Source organism: Lysinibacillus sp. NPDC097162 (assembly GCF_044762185.1).
Lineage (GTDB): Bacteria > Bacillota > Bacilli > Bacillales_A > Planococcaceae > Lysinibacillus.
The window spans coordinates 158,068-175,401 of the sequence record NZ_JBIWDT010000007.1; the positions used below are offsets into that span (position 1 = coordinate 158,068).

The 17,334-nt window shown below is 37.4% G+C and carries 25 protein-coding genes, 1 pseudogene and 1 riboswitch; of the genes and pseudogenes, 10 read left to right on the forward strand and 16 right to left on the reverse strand.

The features are described 5' to 3' along the window. The first annotated feature begins 52 nt into the window (after positions 1-52). Positions 53-268, forward strand: coding sequence for a hypothetical protein (locus ACIQXW_RS21350; protein WP_402765339.1), 216 nt, complete (start codon positions 53-55; stop codon positions 266-268). Here the strand turns inward: ACIQXW_RS21350 and ACIQXW_RS21355 are convergent. From ACIQXW_RS21355 to ACIQXW_RS21375, 5 genes and pseudogenes are all read right to left on the reverse strand, one after another. Beyond that, entirely contained in the window at positions 265-1,092 is an 828-nt protein-coding gene (locus ACIQXW_RS21355) for an AraC family transcriptional regulator (protein ID WP_402765342.1), read from the reverse strand. The two genes, ACIQXW_RS21350 and ACIQXW_RS21355, sit on opposite strands and share 4 nt — an antisense overlap. Further along, a complete protein-coding gene (locus ACIQXW_RS21360) occupies positions 1,083-1,559 on the reverse strand; it encodes a DinB family protein (protein ID WP_402765345.1) in 477 nt (158 codons plus the stop codon). Before ACIQXW_RS21360 ends, ACIQXW_RS21355 begins: the two co-directional genes overlap by 10 nt. An 18-nt stretch (positions 1,560-1,577) precedes the next feature. After that, complete coding sequence (locus tag ACIQXW_RS21365) at positions 1,578-2,150, reverse strand: nucleotidyltransferase family protein (RefSeq protein ID WP_402765348.1); 573 nt, start codon at positions 2,148-2,150, stop codon at positions 1,578-1,580. A 69-nt stretch (positions 2,151-2,219) separates the two neighbouring features. Further along, a pseudogene (locus ACIQXW_RS21370) lies at positions 2,220-2,390 on the reverse strand (GNAT family N-acetyltransferase); the annotation flags it as partial. A gap of 33 nt (positions 2,391-2,423) precedes the next feature. Next, positions 2,424-2,606 carry a GNAT family N-acetyltransferase gene (locus ACIQXW_RS21375; protein ID WP_402765351.1) on the reverse strand — a complete coding sequence of 61 codons (183 nt, stop codon included), beginning with the start codon at positions 2,604-2,606 and terminating at the stop codon, positions 2,424-2,426. A gap of 96 nt (positions 2,607-2,702) precedes the next feature. Here ACIQXW_RS21375 and ACIQXW_RS21380 point away from each other — a divergent pair, with 96 nt between their 5' ends. Beyond that, positions 2,703-3,158: a GNAT family N-acetyltransferase gene (locus ACIQXW_RS21380; RefSeq protein WP_402765354.1), complete on the forward strand. Its 456-nt coding sequence runs from the start codon at positions 2,703-2,705 to the stop codon at positions 3,156-3,158. Positions 3,159-3,184: 26 nt separating this feature from the next. On the opposite strand, the gene ACIQXW_RS21385 is transcribed toward ACIQXW_RS21380, so the two are convergent. Further along, on the reverse strand, positions 3,185-3,544 hold the full coding sequence (locus ACIQXW_RS21385) for a YybH family protein (protein ID WP_402765357.1): 360 nt from the start codon (positions 3,542-3,544) through the stop codon (positions 3,185-3,187). A gap of 132 nt (positions 3,545-3,676) precedes the next feature. On the opposite strand from ACIQXW_RS21385, the gene ACIQXW_RS21390 reads away from it, so the two are divergent. Next, a complete protein-coding gene (locus tag ACIQXW_RS21390; protein WP_402765360.1) occupies positions 3,677-4,165 on the forward strand; it encodes an SRPBCC domain-containing protein in 489 nt (162 codons plus the stop codon). 47 nt (positions 4,166-4,212) lie between these two features. On the opposite strand, the gene ACIQXW_RS21395 is transcribed toward ACIQXW_RS21390, so the two are convergent. The 4 genes from ACIQXW_RS21395 to ACIQXW_RS21410 all read right to left on the reverse strand — a co-directional run bounded on the left by ACIQXW_RS21395 (position 4,213) and on the right by ACIQXW_RS21410 (position 9,404). Beyond that, positions 4,213-5,019, reverse strand: coding sequence for a hypothetical protein (locus tag ACIQXW_RS21395; RefSeq protein ID WP_402765363.1), 807 nt, complete (start codon positions 5,017-5,019; stop codon positions 4,213-4,215). Between the two features lie 164 nt (positions 5,020-5,183). Next, the gene (abc-f, locus tag ACIQXW_RS21400; RefSeq protein ID WP_402765366.1) at positions 5,184-6,815 is read right to left on the reverse strand and encodes a ribosomal protection-like ABC-F family protein; all 1,632 of its coding nucleotides are present in this window, start codon (positions 6,813-6,815) and stop codon (positions 5,184-5,186) included. A 1,138-nt stretch (positions 6,816-7,953) separates the two neighbouring features. After that, positions 7,954-8,472, reverse strand: coding sequence for a DNA-deoxyinosine glycosylase (locus tag ACIQXW_RS21405; RefSeq protein WP_340821866.1), 519 nt, complete (start codon positions 8,470-8,472; stop codon positions 7,954-7,956). A gap of 140 nt (positions 8,473-8,612) precedes the next feature. After that, positions 8,613-9,404: a DUF2268 domain-containing putative Zn-dependent protease gene (locus ACIQXW_RS21410; protein WP_402765370.1), complete on the reverse strand. Its 792-nt coding sequence runs from the start codon at positions 9,402-9,404 to the stop codon at positions 8,613-8,615. 109 nt (positions 9,405-9,513) lie between these two features. Between ACIQXW_RS21410 and ACIQXW_RS21415 the strand changes: the two genes are divergently transcribed. Beyond that, complete coding sequence (locus ACIQXW_RS21415) at positions 9,514-9,780, forward strand: hypothetical protein (RefSeq protein WP_401021502.1); 267 nt, start codon at positions 9,514-9,516, stop codon at positions 9,778-9,780. Positions 9,781-9,851: 71 nt separating this feature from the next. Here ACIQXW_RS21415 and ACIQXW_RS21420 read toward each other — a convergent pair whose 3' ends face one another. Then, positions 9,852-10,523: a polysaccharide deacetylase family protein gene (locus tag ACIQXW_RS21420; RefSeq protein ID WP_402765444.1), complete on the reverse strand. Its 672-nt coding sequence runs from the start codon at positions 10,521-10,523 to the stop codon at positions 9,852-9,854. Between the two features lie 433 nt (positions 10,524-10,956). On the opposite strand from ACIQXW_RS21420, the gene ACIQXW_RS21425 reads away from it, so the two are divergent. The 3 genes from ACIQXW_RS21425 (at position 10,957) to ACIQXW_RS21435 (ending at position 12,186) form a co-directional block, all read left to right on the forward strand. Next, positions 10,957-11,079, forward strand: coding sequence for a hypothetical protein (locus ACIQXW_RS21425; protein ID WP_401013313.1), 123 nt, complete (start codon positions 10,957-10,959; stop codon positions 11,077-11,079). Between the two features lie 118 nt (positions 11,080-11,197). Beyond that, positions 11,198-11,500 (forward strand): YunC family protein, encoded by a 303-nt coding sequence (locus ACIQXW_RS21430; RefSeq protein WP_173479305.1) that lies wholly within the window; start codon positions 11,198-11,200, stop codon positions 11,498-11,500. A 35-nt stretch (positions 11,501-11,535) separates the two neighbouring features. Then, positions 11,536-12,186, forward strand: a complete 651-nt coding sequence (locus tag ACIQXW_RS21435) for an SIMPL domain-containing protein (protein ID WP_402765375.1) — start codon at positions 11,536-11,538, stop codon at positions 12,184-12,186. A gap of 71 nt (positions 12,187-12,257) precedes the next feature. On the opposite strand, the gene ACIQXW_RS21440 is transcribed toward ACIQXW_RS21435, so the two are convergent. After that, positions 12,258-12,803 carry a histidine phosphatase family protein gene (locus ACIQXW_RS21440; protein WP_402765378.1) on the reverse strand — a complete coding sequence of 182 codons (546 nt, stop codon included), beginning with the start codon at positions 12,801-12,803 and terminating at the stop codon, positions 12,258-12,260. Between the two features lie 153 nt (positions 12,804-12,956). On the opposite strand from ACIQXW_RS21440, the gene ACIQXW_RS21445 reads away from it, so the two are divergent. Further along, positions 12,957-13,205: a group-specific protein gene (locus ACIQXW_RS21445; protein WP_340826400.1), complete on the forward strand. Its 249-nt coding sequence runs from the start codon at positions 12,957-12,959 to the stop codon at positions 13,203-13,205. A gap of 42 nt (positions 13,206-13,247) precedes the next feature. Here the strand turns inward: ACIQXW_RS21445 and ACIQXW_RS21450 are convergent, their stop codons facing one another. The 3 genes from ACIQXW_RS21450 to ACIQXW_RS21460 form a co-directional block, all read right to left on the reverse strand. Further along, a complete protein-coding gene (locus ACIQXW_RS21450; protein WP_401021495.1) occupies positions 13,248-13,406 on the reverse strand; it encodes a DUF1540 domain-containing protein in 159 nt (52 codons plus the stop codon). 113 nt (positions 13,407-13,519) lie between these two features. Further along, positions 13,520-14,122: a methyltransferase domain-containing protein gene (locus ACIQXW_RS21455; protein ID WP_402765384.1), complete on the reverse strand. Its 603-nt coding sequence runs from the start codon at positions 14,120-14,122 to the stop codon at positions 13,520-13,522. 72 nt (positions 14,123-14,194) lie between these two features. After that, complete coding sequence (locus ACIQXW_RS21460; protein WP_340821856.1) at positions 14,195-14,638, reverse strand: VOC family protein; 444 nt, start codon at positions 14,636-14,638, stop codon at positions 14,195-14,197. 254 nt (positions 14,639-14,892) lie between these two features. On the opposite strand from ACIQXW_RS21460, the gene ACIQXW_RS21465 reads away from it, so the two are divergent. Both ACIQXW_RS21465 and ACIQXW_RS21470 read left to right on the forward strand, forming a co-directional pair. Then, positions 14,893-15,198: a YuzC family spore coat inner layer protein gene (locus ACIQXW_RS21465; RefSeq protein WP_340821855.1), complete on the forward strand. Its 306-nt coding sequence runs from the start codon at positions 14,893-14,895 to the stop codon at positions 15,196-15,198. Positions 15,199-15,306: 108 nt separating this feature from the next. After that, a riboswitch (SAM riboswitch) is annotated at positions 15,307-15,408 on the forward strand. 246 nt (positions 15,409-15,654) lie between these two features. Continuing rightward, the gene (locus tag ACIQXW_RS21470; protein ID WP_401021489.1) at positions 15,655-16,392 is read left to right on the forward strand and encodes a cyclase family protein; all 738 of its coding nucleotides are present in this window, start codon (positions 15,655-15,657) and stop codon (positions 16,390-16,392) included. Between the two features lie 71 nt (positions 16,393-16,463). On the opposite strand, the gene ACIQXW_RS21475 is transcribed toward ACIQXW_RS21470, so the two are convergent. Further along, positions 16,464-17,060 carry a DedA family protein gene (locus ACIQXW_RS21475; protein ID WP_340821853.1) on the reverse strand — a complete coding sequence of 199 codons (597 nt, stop codon included), beginning with the start codon at positions 17,058-17,060 and terminating at the stop codon, positions 16,464-16,466. Positions 17,061-17,334: the final 274 nt, after the last annotated feature.

The following is a 17,334-nucleotide window of genomic DNA, read 5'->3' on the forward strand; positions in this document are numbered from 1 at the left end:
GCCGAAATTATTTTAAAAAAAGATGCTGATTCATAAGAAAAAAAGTGTTAGATTGACCGCAATCAATCTAACACTTTTTCGCTATACCGGTGTCGTTACTGGCGATTTACGAGTTTTTATCGGCGATTTCTCTCATCTTACTGGCGATTCACTGGCTTTTATCGGCGATTTCCCTCCCCTTACTGGCGATTCACTGGCTTTTATCGGCGATTTCCCTCCCCTTACTGGCGATTCACTGGCTTTTATCGGCGATTCTCTCGTCCCCTAAGCTTCTTCCATCATTATTTTTCGATATGCTGATGGAGACATTCCGGTGCATTTTTTAAATACCCTGCTAAAGTAAAAACTATCAACATAGCCTACACATTCTGCAATTTCAGTTACTGTAGAATCGCAATATCGTAGCAAGTCCTTTGCCCGTCGCATGCGATATTCTGTTAAATAGCTACTAGGATTCATACCTGTGTGCTGTTCAAAAAGATATGCAAATCTTCGACGCTCCATACCGAATTCCTGTGCAATTTTAGACACTGATAATGGTTTCGAATAATGCTCGTGAATGTATTGTATTACCTGCTCCATCATTTCATTTGCTGTATCAAGAACCTTCATTTTTGCCGAAATTAAAATCGTTTCCACTAAATTCATAAATATCGACTTTGATTTAAATGTTGCCATACTTCCTGGCATTGCATAACTTTCTATTAGCTGTTGTACAAGATTAATAATTTTTGAGTTTTCACCTGTATTGATTAAGAAATGCTGCGTTGCTAATGGATTAATAGCCGCCTCGTCAGCAGGTACATGATAATGGACTACCGCATACTCCCACACTTTATCACCAATCGTATGTATCTCTATTGGCATTTGTGGCCCCGCATGAACAACCATTCCAGGCTCCATGATATAAGGAGTACCATTAAAGCTAAAAGACGCACTGCCTGCCAGTGGAAAGACTAAACCACATTTTCCTGGCGCTGTTGTACGCCCGATATCCTTTCGATCTGGTTCCATTTTATTCGTAAAAATATCAACAAAATTCACAGTTGCCTGTGCATAATAATCAATCATTTGATTTATATTTATTTCCATTCCATCTCACCTATAACATTTTGGATTTGTAAAAAATGATGCAAATCATGTTCTACTAGGCCACAAAAATAACTGTAAAGTGTAAGCTCAGAGTGCCCTATTTTAAAGCTCTGCTGCCACAATTCATCTGGTAAAAGCGCAAGGGCATCTAACAGTAAACACCTATTATTCAGTAACGCTTGTAATGTGTGCTCCATACTTAGTAAACCACTACTACTCGCTGCTTCAGCATTCATCTGTTCCACATCGGGCCCCTTAGGTAACTGCTCTTTTGAAAATAGAAATGGAATGCGCTTATGCAATACAAATTCATCCCACGGAATTAAATGTCCAATCACTTCGGCAACTGTCCACTTCCCCTGTTGTATTGGTGAACGCCACTGCTTGTCCGAAGCATGCGAAAGTTGCTCTAGCCACAGTATAGATTTTTCATAATGCATAAGTATTTGCTTCTTTTCTGGATGCAATTCTGTCAGCTCCTTTAGCTATACTGATGTTACAAATACTAGTTTTGGCCAAATATTTTGCCATCGTTTGTTATGTATCCTCTTTTGATAAATGTCATGCAATTGAGTCTTTTCATCAAAATAAGGTGTAGGCGTAACAATACCCGACAGCAAATGTTGTATGCCATAAGGCGCTGCAATTTCTAGTGCACCTTGTGTAAGCCGTACGCCAATCGCTGTAGGTATTTCAGGAAAATGCGCAATGCCATCAACAGAAGATTGATACGGATTACTATTGTTTACGACATGCATTCTAGCTTGATTTTTCACAGACCACGGTTCTTTTGGTAAGAGTTCTAATAATCGCTGTTCATATTGCTTCTCTAGTTGTTCTGAAATATGCTGATTATCGAAATAAATGACATCAATATCACCTAATGGCGTTCTCTCTTTATAATCATGCAAATAATCCCACACCTTTGAACGAATAAATCCAGCACATACCCAGCCGTCCAGTAATTGTAGCTGCTCGACACAGCGTAAAATTTCCATCATCCATCTATCTGACTCAATTAAAGTTATTAAATCTCTTTCTGTTAGTAACCGCTCCATTCAACCAAACCCCTTGATATATCTCTATTTTAATTGCTTATTAAAACCGGTACATTTTCCTTCAAAGCCTTATTGTCTGTAGAAATGGTATGCTATCTTTCGTTCTTCACGATTACCACCGTTTAACACAAGTGCAGAAGCACGCTGTTCCACTGCCCAGTATTCTATCGCTTCGAGCAACTTCTGTCCAATGCCCTTTCTACGATAATGATGATCTACGACAAAGGCTTGAATTCGTACATAACATCCATCATGCTCGTAAAATAAGCTATGTCACGATCCTGCCATCCCAACTACGTGGCTATCCATTTCTGCAACTAATGGTTGATAACTTGGATTTGCTGCTAAAGCTTGAAATCTTAACGTCATTTTCTCCTCTGTCGTTGGATAGCCAAGCTGCTCCATCAACAAAGTTAAAGCTTTGATATCATGTATATCAGCGGATCTAATTTGCACCTTTATTGCCCCTGACATAAGTTTATTATTGCTTATTAATGTTTCCATTTATTACAATAATAACTGTATGCATTTATTTTTCAAAGGAGTGTGAGTATGAAAATTATTTCTGTACGGCAGGAGCCTAGCTATGCCGAATTGGCGACCCCCTATATACAAAGCAAATGGGCAAGTGAGGAAAGTATGATGCTCTACGAGGACTGCATTTCACATTGCATTAATGCGCAAGCACCACTTCCGCAGTGGTATTTATTAATGGACAATGATGAAATTATTGGCTGTGCAGGTTTAGTAACGAATGATTTTATTAGTCGTATGGATTTATATCCTTGGGTATGTGCGGTGTATATCGAAGAAAGCCATCGCGGGCATGCATACGGAGCATTGCTATTAGAGCAAGCTAAAAAGGATGCCCAGCGACACGGATTTCCACAACTTTATCTTTGTACAGATCATATTGGCTTATATGAACGCTATGGCTTTTCACATATCGGTACTGGCTACCATCCTTGGGGAGAAAGTTCACGCATTTATGCGGCCAAGCTAGATTAAAAAGGGTGCGCCAAATGCCAACTGCGTTAGCTACTTAAATGTTCATGAATAAGCTTCCATTCATAATTTACTACAGTAAAAACATTTGTCGCTCTCCCGCTCCCTGATACAAATGTGCCATTATGATACCCTTCGTAATGGTATGTATAAATACATGTAGCGGTAGTTGCATCCGCAGTAAGCCACTGAACATTTGTCGCCCGATAAACTTCATCTTTTATGACGTGCCATGCATGATTAAAATAAGCTCCTATCTCTTCTAGCGTTGTGCATGTTTGATCAGTAAACCAATAAACTGCTTGTGTGTGTAATAGCGCTTTGACGTTGTTAAAATCATGTGTATTTGTTGCTTCAATGTAATGTGTTAAAGCTTGTTGATAATCCATTTCCATTCCTCCTCTTTTCATCTAATATTAGCTAAAGAACCGTATTCTCACAATTTTATCTAAAACTTAATTAGTCTGGAAAGATTATTTAGTACTACAATTTGAAAGACCTTAAATTCAAGGAGGATATTTATGCTCGCTACAATTCACAAAAACCAAACCGGCTATATCGCGCAAATTGAATGCCCACTGGCATATTCAATTTGCGAAGTTTGGGCGGTACTAACAGAGAATGGCAAACTTCAAAAATGGATGAACAATTTAGAAATGATTGAGCCTAAAAAGAATGGTAAAATGCGTTTCAATATGAATGACGGAACTGATGCCTTTATAGACATCGCTATTACGGATTATATTGAGCAGGAGGTACTGGAGTTTGAATGGGGCAAGGATAGTGTACGCTTTGAGCTATTACCGACTAGTGATGGTTCAATATTAGTATTGCACGAAAAAATCGGTCAACTGACTGATCATACGCCTAAAGATTTAGCGGGATGGCATATTTGCTTAGAACTCCTGTCTGATTTGTTAAATGACACAGTGCCTGGAGAATTTCCAATGGAAGCATGGCAAAAAAGGTTGGCAGAATATACGCTACTAATACATGAAGCTGAAAAGTAAACAGCAAAAAAAATTCCCTGAGCGGATTGCCACTCAAGGAATTTTATTTATTGATTAAAGGCTGTTGCAATTGCTAGTGCCTTCATTGGGTCCTTTATCGAATCAAGTGTATAGACAAGCTTTCCATCCTGCCATACGATTAAGTTTCCTGATTCATAAACGTCTAAATGCACCATGCCGTTTTCATGTGGAATCGGAAGCGTATGGGATTCTAAATATTCTACTGCTTGTTTCGCTAAGTCTACTCCAGCGGCTGGGTTATCTGTTCGGGTACGGGCTGCTAATGCCCATCTCCCCTCATTCCAGCCAGTCCATAACGAGCCAGCACCTGCATCCTGATAGCCATTAATATTGTATCCGAGCGGTACTTGTTGCCCGCCATTTTTACTATAATCTTCATAAGCAATCTGTTCCTTTGCCTCATCTATACTGTCGAATAGCTTTACAGTAAGCTTGGCAATTGGCGTTGCATTAGAAGCATTTTTCAGCTTCACATCATTAACAGGAATATACTCTTTACTTTCTAGAAAAAGAACTTCAGCTTGTTTGTCTGAACCTGTTGTTGTAGCCGTTAGAAAAGTCCCTTTTGTTAGCGGAAGGTTATTTGGCATAACAACCGCTAATTCTGTTCCAATCTGCTCTTTTATCGTTTTCAATGCTTCTGCTTGCGTTATAGAAGATACAGTGTCTTCAGATTTAGTTTCAGTTGTAGCATTCTCATTTTCATTCGATTGCTGCTCTTCTTGCGTATGGTCTTGCTGTGTATGGTCTTGCTCGCTCACTTTCTCTTCATCTGTAGTACATGCGCTTAGCATACTAATTGTGAGTAAGCTTGTAAAAAGTAATTTTTTCATCTAGACACCCCTCTTTTGGCTTTATATCAATAACGGTTTTGACGTTTTTTCAATCCTGCTCTAAAATCTTGTGACATTAGCTAGGTTTCCCCACATTATAAAAGTGGAGAATTTTTGTTGAATCAAGTTTATTTTCCCCACTCTTTTCTCTCTTAAACGTGAAACTAGCGAAGATCATTAATTTGCTTAGTCAATTCATTAAACTTTCGATCAAGCACTGCATATTCCTTATCCTTTGCAGTTAGAAAGCTAAGTTTGCCGAGTATTTCTTGTCTTTCATTTTCAAGCTTTAGTCGTAGTGCACTCGTATCATTTACTTGTGGTGGTGCGCTCTCTTTCCATTTTTTCTCAATGCCGTTATTTTTAAGCTCCCAAACAATGTTCGTCGTTTTTTCTAAAAAATAACGATCATGTGATACAACGAGCAATGTACCAGTATACAACTCCAATGTTTTCTCCAACTGCTCTCTTGAAGGCAAATCTAAATGGTTCGTTGGCTCATCTAAAATGAGAACATTTTTTTCCTCTAGTATATATGCCATAAGCTTACACTTCACACGCTCACCCATACTCATATTGCTAATAGGTGCTGTCCAATGACTCGCTGTAAACCCTAAATGTTTCATGACATTGCGGACTTTACCTCTTTCCTCGAACGTCTCCTTGTAAAAATATTGCTCTGGCGTCAGTTCAAGCGGCAAATCAAATACGTCCTGCGTTAAATAGCCGATGTTGGCAGCAGGAGAAATCCATATATCGCCATCTGCTTTTTCTTGCCCTGTCAGCACTTTCAATAAAGTCGTTTTCCCGCTACCATTTGGGCCAGTAATAGCAATCTTTTCACCAAATTTAATCGTCATAGTTACATCTTTAAATATAAGACGATGCTGAAAAGATTTTGTTACATGCTTACACTCTAAAAATCGTTTTCCTACCCGTTGGTTTGACTCTACTGAAAATCGCACTTCCTCTTCTTGCTTAAGTTGTTCAACTTTCGTTTTTGCTAGCTCCTTTTCCAAGCGTTTTTTCTTTGATTTTACTTGTGCATCCATTCGTTTAGCCTTTACTCGATAAAACTCTTTTACACCCTCTTGCTTAGTCGATTGCGCATGTGCCTTCTGCGACCAAGAAGAAAGCTCATTCATCTGTGCTTCAATACGTTCAATATTTTTCTGTTGTTTATCATATGCACGTTGCTGCGCTAACCTTTGTTGCTCTCGTGCCGCTATATAACTTGTATAATGACCACTATGCTCTATCAGTTTTCCGTCTTCCAATGACCATATTTTTGTGGCAACTTCGTCTAAAAAATAACGGTCGTGGGACACGACAATAATTGTACCGCCATATTTTTTTACGTGGGCGATTAGCAGTGCAGTACTTGTTTCATCTAAGTGATTTGTCGGTTCATCTAACAATAGTAATTGCGCATGTTGTGAAAAGCCTCTTGCTAGTCGTCTTTTCAGCTTTTCGCCACCACTTAAAGCAGTAAACTCTGTGTTTGGCACATGCCATTTCGCTAGTAAATCTGCTTCCTCTGCACTTACTTCCCCATTTTCAATAGCTGCTTGCTCTTGTTCTACATAAGCAATGTTGATTCGCTGTAACCACAATAGCTGCCCTTTTGTAGGAGTTAGTATGCCTTGAATGAGCTGTAATAATGTCGATTTTCCAGCACCATTTTTACCTATTATGCCAATGACTTCACCCTGTTTTACTGTAGCGGTCGCATTATCAAAAATAACTGTGTCACTCACTTCATACTGTACATTTTGTATTTTTAAAAGTTCTTTCATTACATCCGTTCCTCTCCGTATAGAGGGATAAAAAAAATCCCTCCAATTATTTTGGAAGGATTAGTCGCGAAATATCATGCATAAAAAAGCTCCAACGTAGAGCCTTATTTATGCGATGATCCAATACTAAAAAAGCTATACCCCACTAAAGAATTTCTAGCGGGAAAATATGCGTTTAAAGTATGCGTTTAACGATAGTCGGCGTTAAACCTATATCGTTGCACTTATGGAAAATGGGCAGACTAATCCTATTTTTGGTTCATTGAAATATACATTTCATGTGCAAAAAATAAGATTAGTTAATCATTAGCCACCCATCGTCCCTTCATCTTTAGTTACAATAATTGTAACATCAATTGCTCAAAAACAGAATATTAATAATAAATATCTCTCCATATTTTCGAAAAAGGAGCTATGTCCACAAAAATAAAAAGGGAATTCATCGCAGTAAATCGACGAATCCCCCGCAATAAAGGCCCCTTATCTAAAACATTCGAATGCGAGTATGTTATCTCTCAAGATTGTACTGAAACGCCAGCCAGATCTATTGCTCCAGCGGAATCCTGCAATAACGTCCCTGCCAATAACCGTCGGGAAAAACCAAAAACTTCTTCCGTTCCTCGTCCATATAAATGTATTCCTAAATAAACATCTTTGAATACCACTAGAACCTCCATGCCACGCAGGCATAGCTGGCGAAAAACTTGGTGGAGCACTCGTCGGCATTTGGCCAGTTGATGGTGGGCCGTAATTTGGTGGCGGACCGAAACTTGGTGGACCAAAGTTAGGTGGACCCATATTCGGCGGACCGAAATTTGGTGGACCAAAGTTAGGTGGACCCATATTCGGGGGGCCCATATTTGGCGGACCGAAGTTAGGTGGACCCATATTTGGCGGTCCGAAATTTGGTGGACCAAAGTTAGGAGGGCCCATATTCGGTGGGCCAAAGTTAGGTGGTAGACGTCTTTCCCCTAAGTCATCACTTGGAAATAAATTCAATATAAAATCCCCCTTTTACATAATTCAATATATGTATAAGGGGCAATAGCTGATTGAGCAATTAGCCTACTCATCAATTTAGTCTTCACTTGACCATTCACCTTTTCCTAACGAAGGCCGAGTTCATAATTGTGAGCCTTTATTGTGTTATATATGATTGCATCACTCGCCAATCCTCGAGTTTTTCATCAAAGGATTTAATATTTTTGCCAGGTATCGGGCTAGTCGATGGCATTTTTTGATATGCTCGCCCGTCTAAAACATCAAAGCCAATATGTTTTTTAAACACTTCAAATGCCTTACCACCATTAAAAAGCACAAGTTCAATTTTTGGATAATGTATAAAAAGCGTTTTAAAATCATTCGGTTTTTCATTTCGAATGGCCGAATCTAAACTGCCCTTCCGCTCACATGATTCAATTGTATCCCAAAGACCAATACGGTTTTCCTTTAACAACTCTATTCGCTGACCATAATCTACAGGAATCTCTCTCTTTAATATTTCTCCAATAATAGGCCAAAAGTGATTGCGTGGATTGCCATAATACTGTTGCTTCTCTAACGATAGCTTTCCTGGCATTGAACCAACGATAAGCACTTTTGTTGCTACATCAATAATAGGAGGCAGTACATTTTTCACTTCATCTGACACAGCCATCACTCCTTTCTTTTATTGTAGCGTAAAGTTTTAAAACGTTGCTTCAAAGCTGATTATTGTCGTTGGCAAAGCGGAAGGTACTCACTATTTAATTACAAAACCAGTTGTCGATTCAAATATCGACAACTGGTTTTTCGTAGCTATAAAGGAAATACAGAGCCCGTAAGTATATTTTTTGAACTTTTTTTAAGAAGCTCTTTAGCCGAGTGACTTTGAATATATGTCCTTACAATTTCATAACCAATGCAATACCCTATCCACGGTGGCAATTTTCCACCATATAAAAATTCAACATGGTTATTCAAGTCTTGAATATTTATATTGGGCAAAAATTGAGTCTTCCAAATGGCTAGCATCTTTTCCGAAGAATAGTCTCCCAACCAAGGTGCCAACCATTTAGAGCCGTAAATTTCCTCTACGGCACATTCTGCTAAACCTTCTAAAATTAATGAATCTAATAGCGTTACTTCCCGTAACGATTTGTTTAAGTAGCGCAGTCGACAAACATGGTTGTATTCATGTGCAAATAATGCTTTAAGTTCTTCCCTTTCAAGTTCTCCTATAAATAAAAATAAAGCATCTGGATATGCAACACCATTTTTATTTGTAATGTTTTGCTCCTGTGTTAGTGGAAAAATATAGATTGGTATATCTGGCCCGCCCCAACGCTTCTTTAAATAAAAATATTCTTCCTGAACAATTTCCCAAGTATTTTGATCCTGTAGCTTTTTAATATTAATGTTTTCATGTGCTCGAAATAGCCCTTGTTGCTGTAATTCAAACTGTATTTCATGTGGTGTTCCACCATTAAAATGTTCTACTAATCGGCTACAAAGAATAGTACGTTGCAAATCTTCAAAATCTCTACTGTTATTTAACTTTTGACTAGTCTTTAACTCGTAAAGCCAATCATCAGTTGATATGACTGACATACGTTCACCCCCATGCAATAGCATATGTTTCCAATAGACATTCGGCTAGTGATGGTTGTATCCAACGGCATATATTATCTTGTAAGGACTAAGAAAGGAGGAGATTTCTGTGAATCCAGCTGAATGCTATAATCTTTGCTGTAAATATCACGGTAAACGTGTAAAAATTACTGATACATCTGGGAATGTTCATGTCGGAGAAATAACTAAAGTGGATAGAAGACAGGTATGGATTCTACCTGATAGACAAAACAGAGGATATGGATTAGGTTTTTGGGGTTGGGGCTTTAGACCAGGATTTGGCGCTGGACTTGGCATTGGTTTCGCATTTGGAGCAATTGCCGGTATTGCTTTAGCACCTATATTATTTTTCTAGTTTAAATACGTAGAATATCCGTTGCTCTTAGGAAAAAAAGCCATTTCATTTATTTTGAAATGGCTTTTTTCTTATTGGACTTTCTCTTGATTCTGTTTTCTTTCAATTAATTCCGATACTGTTACAAATGTATAGCCCTGTTTTTTTAATGTAGGTATTATTTCTTCTAGGGCTTTAATTGTTTGTGTGCGGTTGCCGCCTCCGTCATGAAACAAAATAACATCCCCTGGCTTTGTTCCACCGAGCACCTTTTGGACTATTTTATTTACGCCTGGTTCTTTCCAATCTTGTGTATCTTGATGCCAAGACCACATGACGACTTGATAACCATTTTTTACGGCAGTATTAATTATTTTATCGTTATAATTACCACCTACAGGACGAAATAAAACAGGTGAAAAACCAGTAATATTATTAATCATTTCGTTTGTCCGCTGTAGTTCTTCCTGTAATTTAGATACAGAAACTTTGAATGGGTGTGTGTAAGTATGGTTGGCTAGCTCATGACCTTCTTTATAAGTTCTTGAAACAACATCTGGATACTTTTCTGCATTTTGACCAATAATAAAAAAGGTCCCCTTTGCTTCATACTTAGCTAAAATATCTAGCACCTGTGAGGTATACTTCGGATGTGGGCCATCATCAAAGGTTAAGGCAATGATTTTATCCTTTGTGTTAATATCCCACACAACTTCACCAGTCTCCTCATATTCACTACGCCCTTTTTCTGCAGAGGTATTCATTCCTGTAAAACAGATAGAAATGAATAAAAAGCAAACCGTCAAAAACAATACATTTTTACGTATCACCGTATCACCTCCCACATTTTATTGCATATTACAGCTCATCTTACTATTTACGAAACACGTTGAATTATACTTCACAAAGACTACCTGATTTTACTTATGCCTGCTAAAACCTTTATGCTAAAAAACCATTTAACAAACTGTTTCTCTATACTTTAATAACCTGTTTAATGAAATTTTTTCAATATCCTTATTTTTAAATAATTCCCACAAACGTAGCGTCAATTTTGAACGAAATGTGAAACCTTTCATTTAACACTTTATTTTTAAAAAAATCGGTGTAAAATAAGGTGCATAAACTGATATATAACAACTACAACATATTCGATTACTGTTATATTACAAATTTACATACAAAGGGGATTTTATAATGTGGGTTATTACTGTTTTTGAACAAGATTCATACCGTATGTTCGAGTACACTACGCAAGATGAGGCTAAACTAGCGTTAAAAAATATACAACAAACTGCATTGCTTTCTTATACAAAATAAGTGCCAGGCACACATACAATTCTCAAACAATTAACGTCACACACACTTTTTTAGTGGAAATACCGAACACCTTTTTATCTATTGCCATATGTATAGATAGAAAAGGAGTGTGATGTTCATGGTGACAATTGAACCTATTATGATTAAAGGTCATTTTTTCACTGCTGTAATTGTACATTTACCAAAAACGACACTACTAACTATTTCAAATGATACGGGCTACATCATGTGTGGTGCATTAGATGTCGGTCTTTTAAATAGTCGCTTATTAGATCGAAAAATTATCGCAGGTCGAGCGGTTGGAGTGAAAACAATAGATGAGCTGTTAACAGCCCCACTAGAGTCCGTTACATTTGAGGCAGAGCAACTAGGCATATTCGCAGGAATGACTGGAGTAGAAGCATTGTTAAAAATGATTTAAAACACTACTAGAGACCAGTCGGGAGGTGGTATTAAATGTATCACACACATACCAATCCACATTTGCTCCCTGCATCGCGAATTATGACTGTCACAGGAAATGGAAAAGTAGTAGCGAATGCAAGTTATGTTCAGCTTCAAATTGAGGTAACTACGCAAGGGGAAAATGTGCAGCAAGCACAGCAGGAAAATGCTAGCATTATGAATCGTGTAATTCAATCCATCATGGCACTAACTATTCCAAAGGAAAATATTCAAACTGCCACCTATACGATAGCGCCTATTTATGATTATGTAGATGGCAAACAGGTATTTAAAGGCTATGAGGTGGCAAATGCAATTACGGTAAAAATACCTGATATAAATCTTGTAGGGGTTGTTATTGATACGGCTGTGGAAAATGGAGCAAATCGTATATCCTCTATCCAATTTAAAATTGATAATGCAGATGCATATTACCAGCAGGCGCTTAGCCTGGCACTTCATAATGCTCAAATGAAGGCTAATACGATAGCACAGACAATGCAATTATCTGTGCATCCTCAGCCGATAGAAATTGTTGAAGAAAACGAAAGTGGCCCTGTGCTATATAAATCGATGGCAATGGCAGATTCGTCAATGGTAACACCTATTGAACAAGGGCAAATCACTATTAGTGCCGCTGTCCGCGTTACATTTCAATACTAAATATATTTTCCAGAACGTAAAACAAAGCCAGACTCCATTTATCATAATGTAGTCTGGCTTCTTGTCTTCTATTATTGTGCATCCCAAATACGTTCGATAACCGCTTCGTTATGAATATAGCTTATTTGATAGACATCTGGATTACTTAGCCTTTGCCAAAACATAAAATCTACGTCACTTTGATAACTCTTTAATAGTAAGGAGATTAGATTACCATGACTGACGATAACTGTATGTTCAGTTCCTCTCTCAGCCACTTCTTTTACAACGTTCTTAATGCGATCCATTGCCTCCTGACTGGACTCCCCACCCTCGTATTTTAAATCCAAATTAGTAAAAGTTAATTTTAGTTTTTCATACCAATCCGGTAAATTATCTGTGCTTAATATACGTTCTGAAAGGCGTTCATCTATCTCAATTTTTTTGTTTGTTGTTTTACTTAATAGTTCTATCGATTGGATGGCACGTAAAAAAGGACTCGAAATGATTCGGTCAATTTTATAAGCATGAAAAAAGTCAGCTAAACGCATTGCCTGCTCGTGCCCTTTTTCTGTTAAAGGCGCATTTGAAGATTGCCCTTGTGCTTCGCAATGTCTAATTACATAAATCCTCTTCATTTCGCTCCCCCCTACAAATTGAAAAAAATCGCTACGTTTATTTCTAACATTTTACCATTTATAACAAATATGAGTAAAAGTAATTACTCATGAACTACAAATAACCATCATATATTTAGTCAGTATAAAAGATGATGCTTAAAGGAGGATATGATGCAAGCGGAAAACAAACGCCTTCGGAAAATCCAACATCTTGCTCATGAAATAATGGATGAGATGAACGCAGGGAAAGAATTGAAAGAACTCGAAACATTAATACCTGTCATTGATAATTTATCTCGTGCAATCGGTGATTTAACAGACGCATTTGGCAACTATTCATTAGATTATGTAGAGGAAAAAGTGAAAAATGCTCATACCCTATTGTTCAAGAAAGACAAAGTAGATATGTACCAGTTATGACATAAAAAAAGGGTAGCCCCCTAAAGGGTTACCCTAACGCCATTAATGCTCTTCAGGTGTAAATGTTTTGCAATCTGTTTCTTCACTTTTGGATGCATGCTGACCTTTTTGACTTACAACGTAAATAGCTTCTGCTGTACATTTGTTACCAGAGCCCCAATGCGTGCAGTTATTGACTTCACATAGAATCTGTTGTGCCATCGTATCACACCTCCTCTTTTGTTATCCTTAACAAATTCGGGGTTTTCAATACTTAACTTAAACATAAAACCTTAATATAGCCTAAAATCATAATCGTGCCTGTTTTTTCTTTATTATCTTCTAACAGCGACTAATTTATTTGCTGCGTGACAATGTTTAATATTGTTGTCATGCTGATCTTCAAATTGGTAGGAACGATAATATTGAATAGACCAACTATGATATAAATCTTTGATTTCGCCTTCTTTACATATTCCTTTAACAAATGGTGCTAAATCGTCTGGAATATCTACTTCGTCTGTAAATACTGTAATAATATTGATGCCTTGTGTCTTCGTATGTATTTGCATTGAATGAATAATGCTATGCCAAGCTTCACGCTCTAAAAAGTGGAACAAGCCATGTGAAATAATACAATCATAGGAATGTTTAAACTTATAAGTAGTAACATCTTGCACAATAGCCTGTAAGTTATGTAATTGGTGCAACGCTTTATATTTATTGATTTTAGCAATACCTGCCTCCGAAATATCGATGGCTTCAACCTCAAACCCAAGCTGTGCTAAATAGACTGCGTGCCGACCATCACCACACCCTATATCTAAAATACGCGCCCCAGCTTGTAATGTTTTTGCCCATTCAACCACCTCATCACTTGGGTTACCAAAAGCATAATGCGTATCCGCTAAGTAATCTTTCTCCCAAAACGGTTTCACTATACCATCTCCTCTATCGGTTAATTTAAAAAAACGTGCTTTGACAAAACTTCATCAAAGCACACTGACAATCTATTGCGTAATAATTAACATGTCATTTTCATCAAATTGCCACATATCACCGTGTGCAACTTCCCAATAAAAGCCGTTTGGGTCTTGGAAATAACCGCTATAGCCTCCCCAAAATACTGTTTCAGGCTCCTTTACAATATTCGCTCCAGCTTTTTTTGCTAACAAAAATACTTCATCGACTTCTTCTTTAGACTTTCCATTATAGGCAAGTGTAATGCCATTAAAGCCATTCCCTACAGCAGGTGGATTCGCTTCATCAATATCCTTTACTAAGCGCTCAATTGGGAATAAAGATATTTTTGTTCCTGCATTATTAAAAAAAATAACATCTGGATTTGTTTCATCCCCATAAACGACTACTTCAAACCCAAGCCCATCACGATAAAATGCCAGCGATTCTACCATATTTTTCACACCCAATGTAATTAAGTTTAAACGATTCATCCCATCTGCCCCTTTTCTACGGTATCTAATACTTATTCTACTTTTTTAATTAATTTCCCTTTATCTCACGTTCCATATAAAAGATGTTCTTCAACACAAAACATAATGCCGCTACATAAGATACACTAAGATATTAGCCATGGATTGGAGGAATTCTGCTGTATTACAATCCTTATCCGTATTATGTTTATCAATATCCACATTGGGGCACTTCTAATACGCCTTTACCGCATCATTTGCCGGGACAGCTTGCGATGCCCACATCCCCAAACCCAAATCCGTACCCGCCTATTAATACGTTGAAGTTGAAAACATCTGCCAAACAAATTCAGCCAATTATGCAGCAGGCCCAATTACTGACAGAGAAAATTGAAGGGTCTGATCAATTTGCACATGATCTTAAAAATGCCGCACAGCTTTCCAAGCAAGATGAAGTACAAAAACTCATTTCTTCAGCTGGCGTTACGGCGAAGTTTGAAGCGAAATATACGCCAGATAATATTCGAATTGTATTATCAGAAGGTGGGTGCTGTAGTATAGCGGTAATTTTATATTGGTAAGGGAAAAGCTTCTTATTTTTTATAACCATGCACTCCTATAGAACTTGTAAACTTTTTATGATTATGCTAAAGTATTTGGTATTACTATTTCTGAAAATTCATATATTTTTCTTATCAAGAGAGATGGAGGGATTGGCCCTATGAAGTCTCAGCAACCAGTCTTAGGCATGGTGCTAATTCCAATTTGCGAAATTCGCAAGAAGATGAGGAGACTGACTTCAGTTACACGAGAGTCCTCTTCTACAAGGAGGGCTCTTTTTTTATTTTATTTTAAACAAGAGTTAATTTCATAATAGTTTTTCTAAAAGAAATCACGAACATTTTAATGGAGCAAAAGGCGGCTCGGGGCTTGCACGTGGAAAGCGTCTGCCTAAAGCGTAATTTTTATCTCTTCAATGTTCGTATGTAATGATGAAATTAATTCACTACTCATAATAAAGAAAGCAGGGAATAAAAATGACAAATGAACTTTTACAAGCATTGCAGTTATTAAAATCTAAGCAATGGGTTGACTTAACACACACATTTGGACCTAACTCGCCTCATTTTTTTATGTTTGAAGATGCCAAATTTGAAACGCTCTTTTCGCATAATGACGGCTTCTTTGCACAACAATTTACGTTTCCCGGGCAATATGGAACACATATCGATCCACCTATCCACTTTGTTTCAGATACACGCTACTTAGACGAATTAGAATTAAAAGAACTTGTCCTACCGCTAATTGTTATTGATAAGTCCAAGGAAGCTAAATCGGACAATGACTTCACGTTAAGTGTACAAGATATTTTAGATTTCGAAGCAGAATATGGAGAAATTGAAGCAGGTACATTTGTTGCTCTGCGAACTGATTGGAGTAAACGCTGGCCTGATAAGGATTTATTTAATAATAAAGATAAAGATGGTCATAACCATATTCCAGGTTGGGGATTAGAAGCGTTGCAGTTTTTATTTACAGAACGGAACATCAATGCAATAGGTCATGAAACGTTCGATACAGATTCAGCGGCAGATTTCCGTAAAAATGGAACGCTTGATGGCGAATACTTTGTACTAGATCAGGATACATATCAAATTGAACTGATGACGAATTTAGATAAGCTACCAGCAAAAGGAGCAGTCATTTTCAATATTGTGCCAAAGCCTGAAAAAGCATCTGGATTCCCTGTACGTTCATTTGCTATTTTGCCTTAATTCAATACAAAAATGGTCTGCCTCAAATGTCATATAACATTTGCAGCAGACCTTCTTTTAACATGCGATATTCATTTAATCGTATTTCTTTTTTTAAAAATATAGTACACAATCAGCATTATTACTATAAACAGCAATATAGCAAAGAGGCTGTATTGGGATAAATACATACCAACAAAACGCCACTTATTTCCTAGCTCTTTCCCTAAAGTAATAAATGTGAAAGTCCATACTATTGCACCTGCATACGCATAAACAGCAAACTTTTTATAAGGATAATTATTAATGGCTGCAATATATGCTGTAAGGTGACGAACGCCAGGTATAAAGTATCCAATTAATAATAATACAGGCCCTATCTTTTCAAACAATTTTTTCGTAAACTCAATTTTTTGTGCAGTTATATAAATTTTTGGCCCATATTTTTGTAATAACGGCAAACCGAATCGACGACCAACAAAGTAGCTGAGGGTGATGCCTCCTGCAGCTCCCACCGCAGCACTTATTAATGCAGGAATATGCTCTAAATTTTCTCGATAAACATTATACCCTACATAGGTTAAAAAAATTTCATCAGGAAGTGGCAGCCCGACAATCCCTCCAACTAGTATAAGAATAATCCCAAAATACCCGTAATGTTCAATAAGAGATTGCACGTGATGCACCATTTTTTACCCCACCTAAAGCCTTAATTTTCCCATTATCTTAGCTTAACATAAGCCTCTTAAAGTCAATTATTTCTAACAATCACTTTTGCATAGGTTTAATCATTATTACATGTATATCAATATTGTACAATCAACAGAACTTTATTTTTGTTAAATTCAGTTTTCAACAAAAACCCGCTTTACCGTATCTTCGTATCTCCTTCAGCGCTAATTTCTATTGATGATGACTCCATATCCCTTACTGTAGACTACGTCAAAACGACTTGTTAGTAAC